This window comes from Pseudonocardia aurantiaca, assembly GCF_039526725.1.
Classification (GTDB): domain Bacteria; phylum Actinomycetota; class Actinomycetes; order Mycobacteriales; family Pseudonocardiaceae; genus Pseudonocardia; species Pseudonocardia aurantiaca.
Map to the genome: position 1 here is coordinate 857,426 of NZ_BAAAJG010000008.1, position 19,028 is coordinate 876,453.

At 71.8% G+C, this 19,028-nt stretch carries 17 protein-coding genes; 7 read left to right on the top strand and 10 right to left on the bottom strand.

What is annotated here, in order from left to right:
- Nucleotides 1-168: 168 nt before the first annotated feature.
- Genes pucD through ABD143_RS13960 form a run of 4 tightly spaced genes read right to left on the bottom strand, consistent with a single transcriptional unit; the run spans nucleotide 169 to nucleotide 5,131 of the window.
- A complete protein-coding gene (gene pucD, locus ABD143_RS13945; RefSeq protein WP_343976788.1) occupies nucleotides 169-2,457 on the bottom strand; it encodes a xanthine dehydrogenase subunit D in 2,289 nt (762 codons plus the stop codon).
- 1 nt (nucleotide 2,458) lies between these two features.
- Nucleotides 2,459-3,799 (bottom strand): 8-oxoguanine deaminase, encoded by a 1,341-nt coding sequence (locus ABD143_RS13950; protein ID WP_343976791.1) that lies wholly within the window; start codon nucleotides 3,797-3,799, stop codon nucleotides 2,459-2,461.
- A complete protein-coding gene (locus ABD143_RS13955; RefSeq protein ID WP_343976793.1) occupies nucleotides 3,796-4,260 on the bottom strand; it encodes a (2Fe-2S)-binding protein in 465 nt (154 codons plus the stop codon). Before ABD143_RS13955 ends, ABD143_RS13950 begins: the two co-directional genes overlap by 4 nt.
- A 1-nt stretch (nucleotide 4,261) precedes the next feature.
- Nucleotides 4,262-5,131, bottom strand: coding sequence for an FAD binding domain-containing protein (locus ABD143_RS13960; protein WP_343977434.1), 870 nt, complete (start codon nucleotides 5,129-5,131; stop codon nucleotides 4,262-4,264).
- Between the two features lie 94 nt (nucleotides 5,132-5,225).
- Here ABD143_RS13960 and ABD143_RS13965 point away from each other — a divergent pair, with 94 nt between their 5' ends.
- The 3 genes from ABD143_RS13965 (at nucleotide 5,226) to ABD143_RS13975 (ending at nucleotide 7,992) form a co-directional block, all read left to right on the top strand.
- A complete protein-coding gene (locus tag ABD143_RS13965) occupies nucleotides 5,226-6,767 on the top strand; it encodes a PucR family transcriptional regulator (RefSeq protein ID WP_343976796.1) in 1,542 nt (513 codons plus the stop codon).
- 40 nt (nucleotides 6,768-6,807) lie between these two features.
- Nucleotides 6,808-7,389, top strand: coding sequence for a TetR/AcrR family transcriptional regulator (locus ABD143_RS13970; RefSeq protein ID WP_343976799.1), 582 nt, complete (start codon nucleotides 6,808-6,810; stop codon nucleotides 7,387-7,389).
- 84 nt (nucleotides 7,390-7,473) lie between these two features.
- Nucleotides 7,474-7,992, top strand: a complete 519-nt coding sequence (locus ABD143_RS13975; protein WP_343976802.1) for a GNAT family N-acetyltransferase — start codon at nucleotides 7,474-7,476, stop codon at nucleotides 7,990-7,992.
- 238 nt (nucleotides 7,993-8,230) lie between these two features.
- On the opposite strand, the gene pucL is transcribed toward ABD143_RS13975, so the two are convergent.
- The 6 genes from pucL to ABD143_RS14005 all read right to left on the bottom strand — a co-directional run bounded on the left by pucL (nucleotide 8,231) and on the right by ABD143_RS14005 (nucleotide 14,000).
- A complete protein-coding gene (gene pucL / locus ABD143_RS13980; protein WP_343976805.1) occupies nucleotides 8,231-9,076 on the bottom strand; it encodes a factor-independent urate hydroxylase in 846 nt (281 codons plus the stop codon).
- 3 nt (nucleotides 9,077-9,079) lie between these two features.
- Nucleotides 9,080-9,400, bottom strand: a complete 321-nt coding sequence (uraH, locus tag ABD143_RS13985) for a hydroxyisourate hydrolase (protein WP_343976808.1) — start codon at nucleotides 9,398-9,400, stop codon at nucleotides 9,080-9,082.
- Nucleotides 9,397-9,876, bottom strand: a complete 480-nt coding sequence (gene uraD / locus ABD143_RS13990; protein ID WP_343976811.1) for a 2-oxo-4-hydroxy-4-carboxy-5-ureidoimidazoline decarboxylase — start codon at nucleotides 9,874-9,876, stop codon at nucleotides 9,397-9,399. Before uraD (ABD143_RS13990) ends, uraH begins: the two co-directional genes overlap by 4 nt.
- On the bottom strand, nucleotides 9,873-11,786 hold the full coding sequence (uraD, locus tag ABD143_RS13995) for a 2-oxo-4-hydroxy-4-carboxy-5-ureidoimidazoline decarboxylase (protein ID WP_343976814.1): 1,914 nt from the start codon (nucleotides 11,784-11,786) through the stop codon (nucleotides 9,873-9,875). Before uraD (ABD143_RS13995) ends, uraD (ABD143_RS13990) begins: the two co-directional genes overlap by 4 nt.
- Before the next feature lie 139 nt (nucleotides 11,787-11,925).
- Nucleotides 11,926-13,584 (bottom strand): peptide chain release factor 3, encoded by a 1,659-nt coding sequence (locus ABD143_RS14000; RefSeq protein ID WP_343976817.1) that lies wholly within the window; start codon nucleotides 13,582-13,584, stop codon nucleotides 11,926-11,928.
- A gap of 26 nt (nucleotides 13,585-13,610) precedes the next feature.
- Nucleotides 13,611-14,000, bottom strand: a complete 390-nt coding sequence (locus ABD143_RS14005; protein WP_343977437.1) for a MerR family transcriptional regulator — start codon at nucleotides 13,998-14,000, stop codon at nucleotides 13,611-13,613.
- Nucleotides 14,001-14,402: 402 nt separating this feature from the next.
- Between ABD143_RS14005 and ABD143_RS14010 the strand changes: the two genes are divergently transcribed.
- The 4 genes from ABD143_RS14010 (at nucleotide 14,403) to ABD143_RS14025 (ending at nucleotide 19,028) form a co-directional block, all read left to right on the top strand.
- The gene (locus tag ABD143_RS14010) at nucleotides 14,403-14,597 is read left to right on the top strand and encodes a hypothetical protein (protein WP_343976820.1); all 195 of its coding nucleotides are present in this window, start codon (nucleotides 14,403-14,405) and stop codon (nucleotides 14,595-14,597) included.
- Nucleotides 14,598-14,938: 341 nt separating this feature from the next.
- Nucleotides 14,939-16,015, top strand: coding sequence for an acyltransferase family protein (locus ABD143_RS14015; RefSeq protein WP_343976823.1), 1,077 nt, complete (start codon nucleotides 14,939-14,941; stop codon nucleotides 16,013-16,015).
- 148 nt (nucleotides 16,016-16,163) lie between these two features.
- A complete protein-coding gene (locus ABD143_RS14020; RefSeq protein WP_343976826.1) occupies nucleotides 16,164-17,210 on the top strand; it encodes an NADH-quinone oxidoreductase subunit B family protein in 1,047 nt (348 codons plus the stop codon).
- Between the two features lie 9 nt (nucleotides 17,211-17,219).
- The gene (locus ABD143_RS14025) at nucleotides 17,220-19,028 is read left to right on the top strand and encodes a nickel-dependent hydrogenase large subunit (RefSeq protein ID WP_343976829.1); all 1,809 of its coding nucleotides are present in this window, start codon (nucleotides 17,220-17,222) and stop codon (nucleotides 19,026-19,028) included.

Consider the following 19,028-nt stretch of genomic DNA (forward strand, 5'->3'; position numbering starts at 1 on the left):
CCCGTGCGCGCCGCCCGCCCTGAGTTCTGCGACTCACGTGCACTCACACCCCGACTCGTGCGCACTCGCACCCCGACTCGCGGGTGTGGCGCGCAACCCCCCGCGAGTCGGGGTCTGGGTGCGCGCGAGTCGGGGTCTGGGTGCGCGCGAGTCGGGCTCACGGGAGCGTCAGACTCCTGTGATGTGCTCCGGTCTGACCGGGACGCGCCGCAGCGCGCGTCCGGTGGCGGCGCGGATCGCCGCGGCCACCGCGGGGCCCGAGCTGATCGTCGGGGGCTCTCCCACCCCGCGCACCCCGTACGGGGCGTGCGGGTCGGCGTACTCGAGAACCTCGATCTTCATCGGCGGCATGTCGAGGATCGTCGGGATGAGGTAGTCGGTGAACGACGGGTTGCGGATCTTCCCGTCGGTCACGACGATCTCCTCCATCAGCGCCAGGCCCATGCCCTGCGCGCTGCCACCCTGGATCTGGCCGACCACGGCGTCCGGGTTGATCGCCTTTCCGACGTCCTGCGCCGTGTCGAGCGCGACGACCTTGACCAGGCCCAGCTCCACGTCGACGTCCACGACGGCCCGATGGGCGGAGAAGGCGTACTGGACGTGGGCGTTGCCCTGGCCGGTCACGGGGTCGATGGCCTCGGTGGGGCGGTGGCGCCACTCGACGGTCTCCTCCACCCCCTCGTCACCCACCACGTCCGCGAGGCCTGCGAGCACCTCGCCGGTGGCGTCGACGATCTTGCCGCCGGACAGGTGAAGGTCCGCGGCGTCGCGCTGGAGCATCCCGGCCGCCCGCGCCACCACGGCGTCCCGCACGGCCTCGCAGGCCGCCTTGACCGCGCCGCCCGTCACGTACGTCTGCCGCGACGCGGAGGTGGAGCCACCGGAGCCGACGCTGGTGTCCTTGGGGTGCACCACGACCGCCTCGACGCCCAGCTCGGTGCGGGCGATCTGCTGCTCGACGGTGATCAGGCCCTGGCCGACCTCCGCGGCCGCGGTGTGGACCGTCGCCACCGGCTCGCCGCCTGTGACGTCGAGCCGCACCCGCGCGGTCGAGTAGTCGTCGAAGCCCTCGGAGAAGCCGACGTTCTTGTAGGTCACCGCGTAGCCGACACCACGCACGACGCCCTCGCCGTGGGTGGTGTTCGAGACCCCGCCGGGCAGCTCCCGGATGTCCGGGTCGGCAGGCCGCTCCGCCGGGAGCGGCATGTCCCGGACGATCCGGATCAGCTCCGCGACCGGTGCGGCCGAGTCGATGAGCTGCCCGGTGATGTTCTCATCGCCCTCACGCATCCCGTTGAGCGCGCGGATCTCGACGCGGTCGATCCCGACCTGGTCGGCCAACTCGTCCATCAGCGCCTCGTGCGCGAACGCGGCCTGCACGCACCCGAACCCGCGCATCGCGCCGCACGGCGGGTTGTTCGAGTAGACGCCGCGCGCGTCGACGTGCACGTTCGGGATCCGGTACGGGCCGAGCCCGAGGGTGCCGCCGTTGCCGACCACCGCGCCCGTCGAGGAGGCGTAGGCGCCGCCGTCGAACAGGATGTCGGCCTTCGCGTAGACGAGCGTGCCGTCCTCCTCGGCGCCGAACTCGTAGCGCAGCCACGCCGGGTGCCGGTGCACGTGCCCGAAGAACGACTCCTCACGGGAGTAGCTCATCTTCACGGGCTTGCCGGTGCGCATCGCGAGCAGGCAGGCGTGGACGTGCATCGAGAGGTCCTCGCGCCCGCCGAACGCCCCGCCCACGCCCGCCAGGTGCAACCGCACCCGCTCCGGCGGCATGCCGAGCACGCGGCAGACCTGCGTCTGGTCCACGTGGAGCCACTGCGTGGCGACGTAGAGGTCGATGCCGCCGTCCTCGGCCGGCACCGCGAGGCCGGACTCGGGGCCGAGGAAGGCCTGGTCCTGCATCCCGACCTCGAAGTCGAGCGCCACCACGACCGGGGCCGTCGGGTCCGCGTCGCCGCGGCGGATCTGCATCTTGCGCACGAGGTTGCCGTTCGCGTGCACCAGCGGCGCGTCCTCGTCCAGCGCGTGGCGTGGGTCGGTGACCGCGGGCAGCTCCTCGTACTCGACGACGATCCGCTTCGCGGCGCGCCGGGCCGTCTCGGGATGGTCGGCCGCGACGAGCGCCACCGGCTCGCCCTGGTAGCGCACCACGCCGTCGGCGAGCGCGGGCTGGTCGAGGTGCTCCAGCCCCACGGCGTTCGCACCCGGCACGTCCGCGGCGGTCAGCACCGCCGAGACGCCCGGCACGGCCAGCGCCGCCGCGATGTCGATCCCGACGATCCGCGCGTGCGGGTGCGGGCTGCGCAGCGTCACGCCCCACACCATGTCGTCGTGCCAGAGGTCGCTCGCGTAGGCGAACTCGCCGGTGACCTTGAGCGTCCCGTCCGGGCGCAGCGGGCTGTCGCCGACGCGGCCGTGGCTGGCGGTTGTGGCCTCGGTGGTGGTGGTCATCTCATCCGGCTTTCCGCAGCAGGGCCCGATGGACGGCGGTGGCCTCATGGGCCAGCGCGTCCTCGTCGACGGTGAGCACCCGGTCGCGTTCGACCACCGGGCGCCCGTTCACGAGCAGCAGTTCGAGGGGCGGCGGGGCGCCCAGCACGAGCGCGGCCACCGGGTCGGCGACGTCGGCGTGGGCGAAGCCGTCGAGCCGCCAGAGCGCGAGGTCGGCGAGCTTGCCGGCCTCCACGGAGCCGATCTCGTCGGCCCGGCCCAGCACCGCGGCGCCGCCGATCGTGGCCAGCGCCAGCGCGTCCCGCACGCCGAGTGCGGTGGGGCCGCCGACTGCGCGGGCGAACAGCAGCGCGTGCCGCACCTCCTCCAGCAGGCTCCCGGCCTCGTTGCTGGCCGCGCCGTCCACGCCGAGGCCGACGCGCGCCCCGGCGTCCAGCAGGTCCCGGGTCCGGGCGATCCCCGCGCCGAGCCGCCCGTTGGACGACGGGCAGTGCGCCACGCCGGTGCCGGTGTCGCCGATCTTCTTGACCGCGGAGTCGTCGAGGTGGATCGCGTGGGCGAACCAGACGTCCTCGCCGGTCCAGCCCAGGCTCCCGACGTACTCCAGCGGGGAGCAGCCGAACCGCTCCCGGCAGTAGTCGTCCTCGTCCACGGTCTCGGAGAGGTGGGTGTGCAACCGGACGCCGCGGCGGCGGGCCAGCTCGGCCGACTCGCGCATCAGCTCGCCCGTCACGGAGAACGGCGAGCAGGGCGCAAGGCCGATCCGCAGCATCGCCCCGGGCGCCGGGTCGTGCCAGCGGTCGATCGCGGCCTCCGACGCGACCAGGATCTCGTCCCGGTCCTCGACGACGTGGTCGGGCGGGAGGCCACCGTCGCGCTGCCCGAGGTCCATGGAACCGCGGGTCGGATGGAACCGCAGGCCCACCTCCTGCGCCGCGCGGATCTCCGCACCGAGCACGTCCCCGCCCTCCCGCGGGAAGACGTAGTGGTGGTCGGTGCTGGTGGTGCAGCCGGTGCGGGCGAGCTGGGCCAGAGCGCCCCGCGCGCCGACGTGCACCGCGTGCTCGTCGATCCCGGCCCACACCGGGTAGAGCGTCGTGAGCCACTCGAAGAGCGTCGAGTCGACCGCGAGGCCGCGGGTCACCCATTGGTAGAGGTGGTTGTGCGCGTTGACGAAGCCGGGCGTGAGCAGGCAGCCGCGGGCGTCGACCACCTGGTGGCCCTCCCGGTCCGGCGCGGGTCCCGGGCCGACCGCCGTGATGCGGTTGCCGTCGACGACCACGTGCCCGCCGGCGTACTCCTCTCCGGTGACGGTGACGACGTGCGCACCCTCGATGATCATCGCTTGCTCTCCGCAGCGCTCCGGACGGCGTCCAGGATCTTCTCGTAGCCCGTGCACCGGCAGAGGTTGCCGGCCAGCGCCTCCCGGATCTCCGGGTCGGACGGGTGCGGGTTGCGTTCGAGCAGGTCGTGCGTGGAGACGATGAGGCCGGGTGTGCAGAACCCGCACTGCACGGCCCCCCGCTCGATGAACGCCTGCTGCACCGGATGCAGTTCCTCCCCGTCGGCGAGGCCCTCGACCGTCGTCACCTCGCGCCCCTGTGCCTGACCCGCCGCCACGAGGCAGGAGCAGACGGGCAGCCCGTCGAGGTACACGGTGCAGGAGCCGCACTCGCCCTGCTCGCAGGCGTTCTTGGAGCCAGGGAGGCCCATCCGCTCGCGCAGCGCGTACAGGAGGCTCTCGCCCTCCCACACGTCGTCGACCTCGCGGCGGGTGCCGTTCACGGTCAGCTCGATCCGCATGTCAGGAGGCCCTCCGGTAGTCGTCCCATGCCCAGGTCGCGGCGCGGCGCGCCATCACCGAGAGCGAGTGCAGGCGGTACGCGGCGCTGCCGCGCACGTCGTCAATGGGGGCCGCGGCGTCGCGCACCCGGTGGCCGAACTCGCGGGCCAGGCCCTCGGGCAGCTCGCCTCGCGACTCCCACAGCCCGGCCGCGTCCAGCTCCCCGGCGAGGAACTCGGCGGCGGCGGCGGCCCGGCGCGGGGTGGGCGCGGCCGAACCGATCCCGGTGCCGACGGCGCGCCGGTCCGGGTGCAGCGCCAGCCCGAACGCCGACACCGCGATCACCATCGCGTTGCGCGTTCCGATCTTGCAGAACTGCTGCGGCCCGCTCGGCGGGGCGATCAGCACCGCGGCGATCAGCTCGTCCGGCTCCAGGGCGTTGCGCTTCACACCGGTGTAGAACTCGCCCGCCGGGATCCGCCGCACTCCGCGCACCGACTCGACCTCCACCACCGCGTCCGCGGCGAGCAGGGGCGGGTGGCTGTCGCCTGCGGGCGACGCCGCGCCGAGGTTGCCGCCGACCGTGCCGCGGTTGCGGATCTGGGGCGAGCCGACCGTGCGGGCGGCCATCGCGAGGCCGGGCAGCGTCGCCCCCAGCTCGTCGATGACCCGGGCGTACGTGACGCCGGCGCCGAGCCGGACGGTTCCGCCGTCGGCGTGCCATTCCCGCAGCTCGGGCACACGCGTGAGGTCGAGCAGCGCGCCCGGCCGCCGGTGATCGAAGTTGATCTCGACCATCACGTCCGTGCCGCCCGCTACGGGCAGCGCGTCCGGATGCTCCGCCTTGGCCGCGAGGGCCTCGGCCCACGTCGACGGCGCGAGGAAGTCCATGGGAGCCAGTAGAACGCGGCCGGCGCCCACGAAGAAGTCGCCGCCGTGACGAAACAGTAGCTTCAGCGACACGAACGGGTTGTACGTTCCTCCAATGCTGCTGCGTGACCTGGTCGCCCACCCCGGGCTCGGGCTCCGGCTGCTGCACGACGGCGGGAGCGCGTCGGTGGCGCTGGAGCGGCCGGTGCGCTGGGTGTACACGACCGACCTGATCGACCCGGCCCGCTACCTCTCGGGTGGTGAGCTCGTCATCAGCGGGCTCGTGTGGCGTGGGAAACCGGCTGACAGCGAGCGGTTCGTCGGCGCCGTCGCTCGCGCGGGCGCCGCGGCGCTCGCGGCCGGGGCCGCGGTCTTCCACGGCGTGCCCGACGACGTCGTCGAAGCCTGCCGCCGTTACGACCTCCCGCTGCTCGAGGTGCCGGAGGAGGTGTCCTTCGCCACGGTCACCGAGATCGTGATCGGTTCACTGACCGCGGCCAGGGGCAACCGGCTCGCGCACAAGCTCGGCCGCCAGCGGCAGTTGCTGTCCGCGGTGGCGGGCGGGCTCGGGCTGGACGAGCTGGCCGGCCAGGTCTCCGCTGCCACCGGCACGGTGTGCCGGGTGCTCAGCGCCACCGGGCGCGCCGTCGTCCCCGGGCCGCGCCCGCTCGACGGCGAGGAGCTGGACAGGGTCGTCGCCACGTTCCTGACGGCCGGGCGGCTCCCCGCGGCCGTCGCAGGCGGCGCGCAATCGGTCTTCCCGGTCGGGCCATCCGCGGAGCAGCGGCTGACCTCGTGGTTCGTCGCCGCCGAGGGCGACCTCGCCGACCGGGACACCGAGACAACCGACACGATCGGTGAGCTGGTGGCCATCGCCGCCCTCGATCGCGCGCGGCGCGAGGAGGGCCTGCGGGTGGCCCGCGACATCGCCGACGACGCCATCGCCCTCATCGCGGGTGGCGCCGGGAACCGGCCCGAGACGGCGGTTCGGCTCAAGCAGGCGGGGCTGGACCCGGCGGGCCCGCTGGTCGTCGCCGTCGCCGGGTACGGCGAGCGGGTCGAGACCGCGCGCGCCGTGCTCGCCGACGCCGCGGCGCACCTCGGCCCGCCCGCGGTCGGAGTGCACGAGGGCGCTGCGGTGGCGCTGCTGCCCGCGCACGACCCCGCCGGCGAGCCGGCGGGCGCGGTGCTCGGCCGGGCGCTCGGGCGGCTGACGCCCGGGCTGGGGACCGACCGGCTCGTCGTCGGCGTCAGCAGGCCGTCCGGGCCGGATGCGCTCTCCGGTGCGCTGCAGGAGGCCAGGCACGCCCGGGACGTCGCCGCGCTGCGGCCGGGCCCGCTGCACGTCGTCACCGGCGCCGAGGTCGTCTCGCACGTCGCGCTGCTCGCCACCGTGCCCGACGACGTGCGCCGCGCCTTCGCCGCACGCGTACTCGACCCGGTGCTCGACTACGACGCCCGCACCGGCGCCGGGCTGCGCGAGACCCTGGAGGCGTTCCTCGACTGCTCCGGCTCCTGGAGCCGCACGGCCGCCCAGCTGCACCTGCACGTCAACACCGTCCGGTACCGGATCGGGCGGGTGGAGGAGCTCACCGGGCGCGACCTCGGCGAGCTCGCGGACCGCGTGGACGTGTTCCTCGCACTACGTTCCCTGTAGACCGTTGCTCCGATACGAACGATCGTGCTAGAACGGACACATGGCCAAAGGTGAGGCGACCCGCGGGGTCATCCTGGACGAGGCCGGACGGCTGATGCGTCGCGTCGGGCTCGGCGGGCTGACGATCGGCTCGCTCGCCACCCAGACGGGAATGTCCAAGAGCGGCCTCTTCGCCCACTTCGGTTCCAAGGAATCCCTGCAACTGCAGGTGGTGGAGCACAACACCGAGCGGTTCACCCTCGAGGTCATCCGCCCTGCGCTCAAGGCACCGCGTGGGGAGCCGCGGGTGCGCGCGTTGTTCGCGAACTGGCTCGAGTGGGATTCCGCCGAGGGCGGATGCCCCCTCGTCGCCGCCGCCTTCGAACTGGACGACCAGCCCGGCCCGCTGCGGGACCGACTGGTGAGCAACCAGCGGGACTGGACCGACACCATCGCGATGATCTTCACCGGCGGCATCACCGAGGGCCAGTTCCGGCCCGACGCCGATCCGCGCCAGTTCGCCCAGGACCTGGAGGGCGTGATGCTGGCCTTCCACCTCACCAGCCGGCTGCTGTCGGACCCGGAGGCGGGCGCAAGGGCGCGCACCACCCTCGACAGGCTCCTGGCCGCAGCCGCCGCCTGATCTTTCGCCCCCTCACGGAGGAGCACCATGGTTCTGTCGGCACAAAATAGCACGATCGTTCGTGCTCTTACTGAATGCTCGACCGTGGTCGTGGAGCCCCTGGACCGGGCGAACGCCGGACCTGCGATCGATGCCGTGTTCGCCGGGCTATCGCCACACAGCCGCTACCTGCGGTTCCACTCCCCCGTCCCGCGGCTCCCGCCGCCGGTCCGCGCCCGCCTCGCGGACATCGACGGCCGGCGTCACGCCGCCGTGGTTGCGCGGGCGTGCGGCGTGCCCGTCGGGATCGCGCGGGTGATCGGCAGCGGCGATCCGGGAGCGGGCGCCGAGCTCGCGGTGTCCGTCATCGACGCCTGGCAGCGTCGCGGCGTCGGGACCCGCCTCCTGACCGCCTTGACGTCCCTGGCCGAGCGGCTCGGCTACCCCGAGCTGCGCGGCGCGGTGCTGCCGGAGAACGTGGCGATGCAGGGGCTGGCGAAGAAGGTGGCCCCGTGGCTGCGGGCGCACTACGACGGCGAGGTCGTGCAGCTCACGGTCCCGCTGGGCGAGAGGGCGTGGACCCTGACGCACGAGGACCTGGTGGCAGACCTCCTGGGCCATTGACACGAACGCGCCAAAGCCCGCGAGTCGCCGAAAAAGAGAGCGCGAGTCGCTGAATTCAGGCGCGCGAGTCGCTGGGAAAGTGCGTGCGAGTCGCAGGGTGAGCGCGCCCGCACACCGCAACTCGCGCTCACTTTCATAGCAACTCGCGCTCACTTTCACCGCGACTCGCTCGCACTTTTACGGCGACTCGCGTGCACTCAGGCCCGACTCGCGCGCACTCAGGGCCCGACTCGCGGGATTAGGTGCGGGTTACCGTCGCCTCGATCAGGCCGTATGGGCGGTCGGCGGCGTAGAAGACCTCGTTGGGGTTCTCCAGCCCGAACGGGGAGAGGTCCACGACGAAGTGGTGCTTGTTCGGGGCCTGCAGGTTGATCTCACCGATCTCCGGGTGCGCCTCCAGCACCGCCTTCCCCATCTCCCACAGCGTCTGCTGCAGGGCGAGGGAGTGCACGGTCGCGAACTGCTCCAGCATGATGCGCCGGACGTCGGCCCACACCTTGTCCCAGTCCACGTCCGTCTGGGTGTAACGCCATTGCGCGACGAGGGCGGTCGACATGATCCGGTCGTTCGTCTCGGCGAGGGTGGTGTAGCCGTCCTTCAGGAAGCCCGCGAACTCCGAGCCGGTCGACTTGAGCAGCACCAGGTCCCGCAGCCCGGACACCACCTCGGTCCCGGTGTCGGACACGTCCACCACCGTCGTCCGGACGTCCTGGCCGCGGCGCACCCAGGTGTGGTCGTGGCCCTCCGGGCCGACCGGCACGCGGTCCCACGCGAACTCGTCCACGGCGATCCGGGCGCCGTGCACCGGCTCGACGTCGTCGACGAAGTGCCGGGCGAGCGTCAGGGCGTACTCCTCGATCGCGTGCAGCCCGTGTTCCTTCGCGAACGCGTAGGCGGTGTTCTTCTGCGTATCGGTCGGCAGCACCTGCGCCTGGTCGCCGTGCAGGTAGGCGGCGGCGAAGTCGCCGCGCAGCGCCGTCGACACGGTGACGTCCCGGATCTCGTGGCGCGGGGTGTCCCGGTAGATGCGGACGAGGCGGTTCTCCGCCTTGCCGTACTGGTCTGCGCCGAGGGTGATCCCCATCTGTCAGCTCCCGCGATAGGTCGAGTAGGCGAACGGGGACAGCAGCAGCGGTACGTGGTGGTGCTGCCCCGCATCGGTGACGGTGAAGGTGACGGCCACCTCGGGGTAGAACCCCTGCTGGCCGGTGGCCGCGAAGTAGGCGGCCGTGTCGAACGTGATCCGGTAGTTCCCGGCGGCGAGCTCGGCGGCGAGCTCCCGGATGCGCCCGTCGTCGTCGGTGACGGCGGTGACGAGGTGGTCCCCGCCCATGGTGGTGAGCCGGACGGACACTCCAGGGGCCGGGCGCCCGTGCGCCGCGTCGAGCACGTGCGTCGAGAGGCTCACGCCCCCTCCCTGACGAGCCGGTTCAGGCGGAGGCGGTTGATCGCCGCCAGCTCCGCGAGCGCGACCGTGCGCTCGGTGGCCGGGTCGTTGCCCAACCGGGCCCGCAGCGTGGCGAGCAGCTCGTCGGCGCTGCGGCCGGTGGCGGAGACCAGGTAGACGTGCCCGAACCGCTTCTCGTACTCGCGGTTGCCCTCCGCGAGCGCGGTGAGCACGTCCGCCTCGGCCGTGGCGACGGCGCTCTGCTCGCGGCGGGACTGCCCGCCCGCGCTGCGGTCGCCGATGCGGGGGTGGCCGGCCATGGCGTCGTCGAGGTCGTCATCGACGAGGGCGGCCGCGGCGGCGGCCTGCAGAGCGTCGGCCGATCCGTAGGGGCGCCGGGCGGCCACGTCCCGCGCCCAGCGGGGGGACCTGCACACGGTGAGCAGCTCCCGTTCGGCCTCGGCGGCCTGCAGGCCGTCGAACTCGGCGATGTTCACTCGACTCCTCTCCCGAACGCCCTCGCCCGGGCGGAGGCGATGGGGTTCGCGCCGGCCACGAGGTCGGCGAGGCGGTGGTTGGCGACCTTGGCGATCTCGATCAGCGCGGCGGCGTGCTCCTGTGCGGGGGAGTTGTCGAGCCGCTGCCGCCCCTCGACCAGTATCCGGTCCCGCGATGCGGCGTCGCGCACGCAGATGATCAGCGGCACACCGAACTTCTCCCGGTACGCCGCGGCCAGCGCCGCGAACTCCTCCCGGTCCTCGTCGGCGAGGCGGGTCAGGCCGGCGGCGGACTGGTCGCGCACGGAGTCCTCGCCCTCCTCGCCGTCAGCGACGCGGTCGGCGCCGAGGTCGGGGTACGCGGCCATCAGCGCGCGCTGCTCGTCGGCCGGCGCGGAGAACAGAGCCTCCTGGAACGCCGCGCGCAGGTTCGCGGTGTCGGCGAAGGGCCTGCGGTCGTGAGCCCGGCCCACGACGTCGGTGGGGCCCTGGAAGAGGCGTCGGAACGTCGCCACGAACTCCTCGCGGCTCATCCCGTTCACCTGCTCCAGCCGCACGCTCCCGGCGCTCGGCGTGCCCGCGACAGCGGGACCGCGACCCCTGCCGACGTCGTGGAACACGACGTTCAGCCCGATCGCGGTGATGCTGCCCAGCGTGATGCCCGAACCCAGGATGATCTGCGCCCAGCCGGGCACGGCCGTCGCGATGTCCGGCTGGGCCGTCACGAACATCGCCAGCCCGACGCTCGACCCGACGATCACGATGTTGCGGTGGTCGTGGAAGTCCACGCGCGCGAGCGTCTGGATGCCGACGACGGCGACCGTGGCGAACATGGCGAGCGCAGCGCCGCCCAGCACCGGGTGCGGGATGCCGGCGACGATCGCGCCCGCCTTCGGCACCAGCCCGATGAGGATCATGATCGCGCCCGCCGCGACGACCACCCACCGGCTCTTGACCTGGGTCAGCCGCACGAGCCCGACGTTCTCGGCGAAGCACGTGTAGGGGAAGGAGTTGAACACGCCGCCGATGGTGGTGGCGAGCCCGTCGGCGCGGAGCGCACGGGCCACGTCCTCGCGCCCGACCCGCTTGTCCACGATCTCGCCGGTCGCGAAGACGTCCCCCGTGGTCTCGACGGCGGTGATGAGCATGACCACGATCATGGACACGATCGCGGCGATGCTGAACTGCGGCCACCCGAAATGGAACGGCGTGGTGACGCCGAGCCAGGCGGAGTCGCCGACGGCGTCGAAATGCGCATCGCCGAGCAGCCACGCCACGAGCGTGCCCAGCACGAGCCCGACGAGCACCGCGACCGTCGCCATGAACCCGCGGAAGAGCCGCTGGATGAGCACGATGACGGCGAGCGTGCCGAGCGCGTAGGCCAGGTGGCGTGGGTTGCCGGGTTGCGGGTCGGAGCCGCCCCCGACCGCGTCGAGGGCGGCCACCGGGAGCAGCGCGAGCCCGATGATCAGGATCACCGACCCCGTGACGACCGGCGGGAAGAAGCGGATCAGCCTGCCGAAGAACGGGGCGACGAGGAACGTGGCCAGCCCGGCGACGATCACCGCCCCGTAGATCACCAGGAGGCCGTCCGTGCCCCCGCCGGCCGCCAGCCCGATCGCGATCATCGGCGACACCGCCGTGAACGTCACCCCCTGCAGGAGCGGCAGCCGCACGCCGACCTTCCAGAACCCGGCGGCCTGGATGATCGAGGCGATCCCGCAGGTGAACAGGTCGGCGTTGATCAGGTGGATCAGCTCGCGCTCGGACAGCCCGATCGCACCGGCCAGCAGGATCGGCACGATCACCGCGCCCGCGTAGAAGGCGAGCACGTGCTGGAACCCGTACACGGCCAGCTTGCCGACCGGCAGCATCTCGTCGACGGGATGGGGACGTCGTTTCGCGCGCACTGAGCACCTCGCTGAGCTGGGCGGCGGGACGGCTCAACGATCGCGCGCGGTTGTGGCGGCGGACACCCACGGACCCGACGAACCGGTGGACGCGCACGCGGGCAGGCTTAGGAGGATCCGCCAACCGACGCCGGCAGCGCTAGCGTTCGCTGCCCGCCGGCAGCGGCTCCAGCACCAGGTCCTCGAACTTGCGGCGCACCGTCTCCATCCGCCACTTGTTGCTGAACACCGCGAGCAGCGCGCCGTCGGCGCGGCGGGTGAGCACCTCCACCTCGCTCTGCCCCGAAAGCAGTTGCGCGCCCGCGGCGTCGGTGCGGCGGGTGATCGAGTAGCCCAGGTGCTCCAGCGTGACGGGCGCGCGGAACTCCGACTCCAGCCGCGCGGTGACCACTTCGAACTGCAGCGGGCCGACGGCGGCGAGCACCGGCGCCTGGTCGCCACGCAGGTCGGACGTGAGCACCTGGATCACGCCCTCGCTGTCGAGCTGCTCGATGCCCCGCCGGAACTGCTTGTACGTGCCGGCGTCCGCGCCGCGGACCACCGCGAAGTGCTCCGGCGCGAAGCTCGGGATCGACGGGAACTCGACCAGGTCGGTCGAGTACAGGGTGTCGCCGGGACGCAGGGCGCCGGCGTTGACCAGGCCCACGATGTCGCCGGGGAACGCCTCCTCCACCGTGGTGCGCTGCTGGCCGAACACCGCCTGCGCGTACTTCGTGGCGAACGGGCGCCCGGTGGCCGCGTGCGTGAGCACCATCCCGCGCTCGAACCGGCCCGAGCAGATCCGCACGAACGCCATGCGGTCGCGGTGCGCCCGGTCCATCCCGGCCTGCACCTTGAACACCAGTCCGGACGTGGACGCCTCCAGCGGGCGCGGGTCGCCGCCGGCGTCCTCGCGGGGCTCCGGCGCCGGGGCCAGCTCGACAAGCGCGTCGAGCAGCCGCGCCACACCCACCCCGTTCAGCGCGGCGCCGAAGAGGACGGGGGTGGCGGCGCCGGTCAGGAAGTCCTTCTCGTCGTACGCGGCGCCGATCTCCTGCAGCAGAGCGAGCTCGTCCTGTGCCGCCTCCCAGTACTGCGGTTCCTCCGCCCCGATCACGTCCGCGGGCACCAGCTCCGCGGTGGCCCGCGTGGCGCCCCCGGCCGTGCGCGTGTAGCGGCGGAACTCGCCGGTCTCCACCTCGACGAGCCCACGCAGCTCGCCTGCGACGCCGACCGGCCAGGTGAGCGGCATCGGCCGCAGCCCGATCGTCTGCTCCACCTCGTCGAGCAGCTCCAGGGCCTCGCGGCCCGGCCGGTCCCACTTGTTCACGAACGTGAGCACCGGGATGCCGCGGGTGCGGCAGACGTCGAAGAGCTTGAGCGTCTGCGGCTCGAGGCCCTTCGCGGCGTCGAGCAGCATCACCGCGGCGTCGACGGCCGCGAGTACCCGGTAGGTGTCCTCGGAGAAGTCACCGTGGCCCGGGGTGTCGAGCAGGTTGATCACGCAGTCGCGGTAGGCGAACTGCAGCACCGCCGACGTGATCGAGATGCCGCGCTTGCGCTCCATCTCCATCCAGTCGGACGTGACGCCCCGCCGCCCGGATTTGCCGTGCACGGCACCCGCCTCGTCGATGACCTCCGCGTAGAGCGCGAGCGCCTCGGTGAGCGTGGACTTGCCCGCGTCCGGGTGGCTGATCACGGCGAACGTGCGGCGCCTCGCGGCCTCGGCCGTGATCCGGGCCTCCGCTGTACCGTTCGAGGTGGGGCCGTTCGACGTGGGGCCCCCTGAGGTGGGGAGCTGCGACCTTGCTTCTGACATCAGGCCACTAACTCTACGTGGTGCCGTCAGCCGCGGGTTGTGGCCTTGGTCAGGCGGCGGAGCTTCTTCGACAGCGTCTCCAGGCCTTGCACCTGTGCGCGCAGCGCCTCCACCCGGCCGTCGGCCACCGCGCGGTACACCGCGAGGCGGCGCATCAGTTCGGCCGTGTGCTCGGCGTCCTCGCCGGTGTCGGCTTCGACACCGTCGATCGTGTCGAGCAGGTCGCGCATCTGCTCCACGCTGAAGTCGAGGGGCTTGAGGGTCTTCACCAGGGCGAGCCGTTCGATGTCTGCCTCGTTGTAGAGGCGGAAGCCGCCCGCCGATCGCTCGGACGGCACGACGAGACCCACCTCGTCCCAGTGCCGGATGGTCCGCAGCGAGAGCCCGACCCGAGCGGCGACCTCGCCGATCTGCATCACCGCCTGATCCTCCCACCTGCCGCCCGAAGGCCGCACCGGGTGTTGCGGCTGTGTCTCACACGTGGACGCCGGCGCACCACCCGGGCCACCAGCGACACGAACGCGCACAGGCCGAGCGCGGCGAGCAGCGGTATCGGCAGGCAGCACCCGCACCCGCCGACGGACACCTCCGACCCGCGCCGGGTGCGCGTCGAGTAGTACGGGATCGGGCCCCACATGCCGAACCGGCCGCGGCGCCTCCCGGGCGGGCGCGGCTCGCGGAACGGACGTGGCGGGCGACGGTTCACCTCGGTCCGGTACCCGGCCCGTCCGGATCCATCCGAGGTGGCGAGGTGGTTCGACCGATCCCATCCTGGGAACCCCTACCCCGCCATCCGCCGCCCAGCCTTGGAGGACACGGTGGTCGAACGCGGAAGTGCGAAGCACGGCGCCGCCAAGGACGAGGAGCTCCAGCGCGAGATCGAGAACGAGCTGCGAGGCGTGGGGCCCACGCGCGCCGAGCTGTGGCGCGAACCGGAGCTCCCTCAGGACGACGAGATCGAGGAGCTGGGGCTGGACGGACCCCCGCGGCCCGAGCTGCGGCCCGAGGACTAGAACACGCGAGAACCAGATCATGATCGTCGTCACGGTCGAGAACATGCTCGGCAGGCCGCCGACCGGCCTGCGGGAGGCCGTCCGGGACGCGCTGCAGATGCAGGAGCACTCCACCCGGCTGTCCTGACGGGCCGGCACGCGTGGTCGGCGCGGCGGGAGGAACCCTACGCCTATGTGAGGGACGAGGCGCGGGCTCTGCGGGCATAAGCGGCACGCAGAACCGCGAGCCGTGGCGGCTGCACTCTGCACATGCGGAAGAGTTCATCTCAGCGCGCGCACAGGTGCGCCGACGCATAGTAGATCCCGATCGAGTGGGGGTACGTCACGACCGGGAAGGACTCATGCCGACGCTCCTGGACACCTTCGACCCTCGGCGCAACAGCTTCGACGTGCTGCGCCTGTCGTTCGCCCTGCTCGTCGCGTGCTCGCACGGCCTCGCCATCCACACCGGCAGCCAGCCCCGCTTCGGGAACTCCACGCTCGGTGACTTCGGGCTCGACGGGTTCTTCATCCTGAGTGGCTTCCTGATCACCCGCAGCTGGTTCACGCTGGAGTCGTTCCCCCGCTTCGCCTGGCACCGGTTCCTGCGGATCATGCCGGGGTTCTGGGTGTGTCTGGCCCTCGTCGCCCTGGTCGTCGCGCCGATCGTGGCCGCCCTCCGAGGCATGTCCCCCGCGGCGGCGTTCACCGGCGAACCGTCCGCGCTGCAGTACGTGCTCGGCAACGCCGGGCTCCTGATCGTCCAGTACGACATCGCGGGGATCCTCGTCGACCGTCCGCGGGAGTACAGCTTCAACGGCGCGCTCTGGACGCTCGCGTTCGAGGCGCTCTGCTACGCGCTGGTCGCCGCGCTCGGCGTGGCGGGGCTGCTGCGCCGCAGGCCGGTGCTCGTGCCTGCGGCGCTGGCCGTGCTGCTCCTACTCACGGCGATGCAGGAGGCCGGGCTTCCCGTGCTGGTCAACGACCGGCTGCTGCGGCTGGTGCTCGTGTTCCTGCTCGGCGCCGCGGCGTACCTCTACGCCCACCGCATCCCCGTGCACGGTGGCATCGCCGCTGCCTGTGCCGCGATCTTCCTCGTGAGCGTGGCGCTCTTCGACGACTACCGCGTGCTCGGGGCCGTGCCGCTCGCCTACCTGTTCCTCTGGTTCGGCGTGGTGTTCCCGTGGCCCTGGTCGATGCGCGCCGACCTCTCCTACGGCCTCTACATCTACCACTGGCCGATGCTGCAACTGCTCGCCCTGACCGCACTGGGCGACCTGCCCACCGCCGTGTTCCTTCCCGCGGGCCTCGCGATCACGCTCCTGCCCGCTGCGCTCTCCTGGTACCTCGTCGAGAAGCCCGCCCTGAGCCGCAAGCACAGCGAGCTGCCCGACCGGATCGCCCGCCGGCTGACTCCGGCGTGGGCCGGCGGGCGCTGACGCCCACCGATCCGGCACTCGACGGTGAGTGGGCAGCGCACCTAGTGCGCGCGTCCACTTACCCCGCCCGGTCGCCCCCGTTACAACGGTCCCACCACCACACCGACGGGCGCCTCTGCGCGGACGGGCGCCCCCCGAGGGGACGCCGATGTCCACCACCGAGGTCGAGGCACCAACCGTCCACATTCTCTGGATCAACGCGGGGCTGAGCTGTGACGGAGACTCAGTCGCCCTCACCGCCGCGACCCAGCCCAGCATCGAGGAGATCGCGCTGGGCGCACTCCCGGGCCTTCCGAAGATCGCCGTGCACTGGCCGCTGATCGACTTCGACAACGGGCCGGTGGGCAGCAACAACGACTTCATCGAGTGGTTCTTCAAGGCCGACCGGGGTGAGCTGGAGCCCTTCGTGCTCGTGGTGGAAGGATCCATCCCGAACGAGAAGATCAAGCCAGAGGGCTACTGGTGCGGGTTCGGCAACAACCCGGAGACCGGGCAGCCGATGACAACGAGCGAGTGGCTCGACCGGCTCGCGCCCAAGGCCCTGGTCGTCCTCGCCGTCGGCACGTGCGCAACCTACGGCGGCATCCATGCGATGGCCGGCAACCCGACCGGCGCGATGGGCGTGGCGGACTACCTCGGCTGGGACTTCAAGACCCCCGCCGGCATCCCGATCGTCAACGTGCCCGGCTGCCCCGTGCAACCCGACAACCTGTCGGAGACGATTCTCTACCTGCTGTACCAGGCCACGGGCGCGGCTCCGATGATCCCGCTGGACAACGCCGGGCGGCCCACGTGGCTCTTCGGCAAGACGGTGCACGAGGGCTGCGACCGCGGCGGCTACTACGAGGAAGGCCTCTTCGCCACCGAGTACGGCCAGCCCCAGTGCCTTGTGAAGCTGGGCTGCTGGGGCCCTGTCGTCAAGTGCAACGTGCCCAAGCGCGGCTGGATCAACGGCGTGGGCGGCTGCCCGAACGTCGGCGGGATCTGCATCGGATGCACGATGCCCGGTTTCCCGGACAAGTTCATGCCGTTCATGGACGCCCCGCCCGGCAGCAAGGTCTCCGGCACCGCGAGCGGCATCTACGGCGGCATCATCCGCCGGCTGCGCGCGATCACCGAACGCAAGCTCGACAAGGAACCGGTCTGGCGGCACAGCGGCCGCGAGCTGACCACTGGCTTCCGAAAGTCCTGGTGAGGGGCGACCATGACCACCACACAGCCGAAGCCTGCGAGCGTCGACACCGAGAAGCAGGGCCTCACGGAGATGGCGTGGGACCCGATCACCCGCATCGTCGGGAGCCTCGGGATCTACACGAAGATCGACTTCTCGCAGCAGCGCGTTGCCGAGTGCCACTCGACGTCGTCGATCTTCCGCGGCTACTCGATCTTCATGAAGGGCAAGGACCCGCGGGACGCGCATTTCATCACGAGCCGGATCTGCGGGATCTGCGGCGACAACCACGCCACCTGCTCGGTCTACAACCAGAACATGGCCTACGGGGTGCGCCCGCCACACCTCGGTGAGTGGATCATCAACCTCGGCGAGGCCGCCGAGTTCATGTTCGACCACAACATCTTCCAGGAGAACCTGGTCGGGGTGGACTACTGCGAGAAGATGGTCGCGGAGACCAACCCCGGCGTCCTCGAGCTGGCCAACCGCACCGACTCGCCCAACGCGGCGGTACACGGCTACCGCACCATCGGCGACATCATGCGGGCCCTCAACCCGTTCACCGGCGACTTCTACCGGGAGGCGCTGCAGGTCAGCCGCTACACGCGGGAGATGTTCTGCCTGATGGAGGGCCGCCACGTGCACCCCTCCACGCTGTATCCGGGCGGCGTCGGCACGGTGGCGACGGTCCAGCTGTTCACCGACTACTACACCCGCCTCATGCGGTACGTGGAGTTCATGAAGCGGGTCGTGCCGATGCACGACGACCTCTTCGACTTCATGTACGAGGCCCTCCCCGGCTATGAGGACGTCGGACGCCGGCGGGTGCTGCTGGGCTGCTGGGGGGCGTTCAACGACCCCGACCACTGCGACTTCCGCTACCGGACGATGACCAACTGGGGCCGGAATATGTTCGTGACGCCCGGCATCGTCGTCGACGGGCGGCTCGTGACGAACGACCTGGTCGAGATCGGGCTCGGCATCCGCATCCTGCTCGGCAGCTCGTTCTACCGGGACTGGGAAGACCAGGAGATGTTCGCGACGCACGACCCGCTGGGCAACCCGGTGGACCGGCGCCACCCCTGGAACCAGCACACGATCCCGGCGCCGCAGAAGCGCGACTTCGACGACAAGTACAGCTGGACGATGTCGCCGCGCTGGTTCGACGGCAAGGACCACCTCGCCCTCGACACCGGCGGCGGCCCGCTGGCCCGCCTGTGGGCCACGGCGCTGGCCGGCCTCGTGGACATCGAGCTCGTGAAGGCCACCGGGCACAGCGTGCAGATCAACCTGCCGCGCACCGCCCTGAAGCCCGAGGTCAGCTTCGAGTGGAAGATCCCGCACGACCGGGAGGGCCAGCCCCTGTCCAATGCGATCGAGCGTAACCGCGCCCGCACCTACTTCCAGGCCTACGCGGCCGCGTGCGCCATCCACTTCGTCGAGAAGGCACTGGCGGAGGTCCGGGCGGGCAACACGAAGACGTGGGAGAAGTTCACCGTGCCGGACGAGGCGCTGTCGGTCGGCTTCACCGAGGCCGTGCGCGGCGTGCTCAGCCACCACATGGTGATCCGCGGCGGGAAGATCGCGAACTACCATCCGTACCCGCCGACCCCGTGGAACGGCAGCGTCCGCGACTCCTTCGGCACACCGGGCCCGTACGAGGACGCCGTCCAGAACACGCCGATCTTCGAGGAGAGCCGGGGGGCGGACTTCAAGGGCATCGACATCATGCGGGCGGTCCGCAGCTTCGACCCGTGCCTGCCCTGTGGTGTGCACATGTACAAGGGCGACGGGAAGCCGCTGCACCGCATGACGTCGCCGTCGATGCTCAACAACATCTGA

Excerpts from the sequence above, each read along its gene's own strand:
- pucD (WP_343976788.1), bottom strand. The coding sequence starts at position 2,457 with ATGACCACCACCACCGAGGCCACAACCGCCAGCCACGGCCGCGTCGGC.
- ABD143_RS13950 (WP_343976791.1), bottom strand. The coding sequence starts at position 3,799 with ATGATCATCGAGGGTGCGCACGTCGTCACCGTCACCGGAGAGGAGTAC.
- ABD143_RS13955 (WP_343976793.1), bottom strand. The coding sequence starts at position 4,260 with ATGCGGATCGAGCTGACCGTGAACGGCACCCGCCGCGAGGTCGACGAC.
- ABD143_RS13960 (WP_343977434.1), bottom strand. The coding sequence starts at position 5,131 with ATGGACTTCCTCGCGCCGTCGACGTGGGCCGAGGCCCTCGCGGCCAAG.
- ABD143_RS13965 (WP_343976796.1), top strand. The coding sequence starts at position 5,226 with ATGCTGCTGCGTGACCTGGTCGCCCACCCCGGGCTCGGGCTCCGGCTG.
- ABD143_RS13970 (WP_343976799.1), top strand. The coding sequence starts at position 6,808 with ATGGCCAAAGGTGAGGCGACCCGCGGGGTCATCCTGGACGAGGCCGGA.
- pucL (WP_343976805.1), bottom strand. The coding sequence starts at position 9,076 with ATGGGGATCACCCTCGGCGCAGACCAGTACGGCAAGGCGGAGAACCGC.
- ABD143_RS14000 (WP_343976817.1), bottom strand. The coding sequence starts at position 13,584 with ATGTCAGAAGCAAGGTCGCAGCTCCCCACCTCAGGGGGCCCCACGTCG.
- ABD143_RS14005 (WP_343977437.1), bottom strand. The coding sequence starts at position 14,000 with ATGCAGATCGGCGAGGTCGCCGCTCGGGTCGGGCTCTCGCTGCGGACC.
- ABD143_RS14015 (WP_343976823.1), top strand. The coding sequence starts at position 14,939 with ATGCCGACGCTCCTGGACACCTTCGACCCTCGGCGCAACAGCTTCGAC.
- ABD143_RS14020 (WP_343976826.1), top strand. The coding sequence starts at position 16,164 with ATGTCCACCACCGAGGTCGAGGCACCAACCGTCCACATTCTCTGGATC.
- ABD143_RS14025 (WP_343976829.1), top strand. The coding sequence starts at position 17,220 with ATGACCACCACACAGCCGAAGCCTGCGAGCGTCGACACCGAGAAGCAG.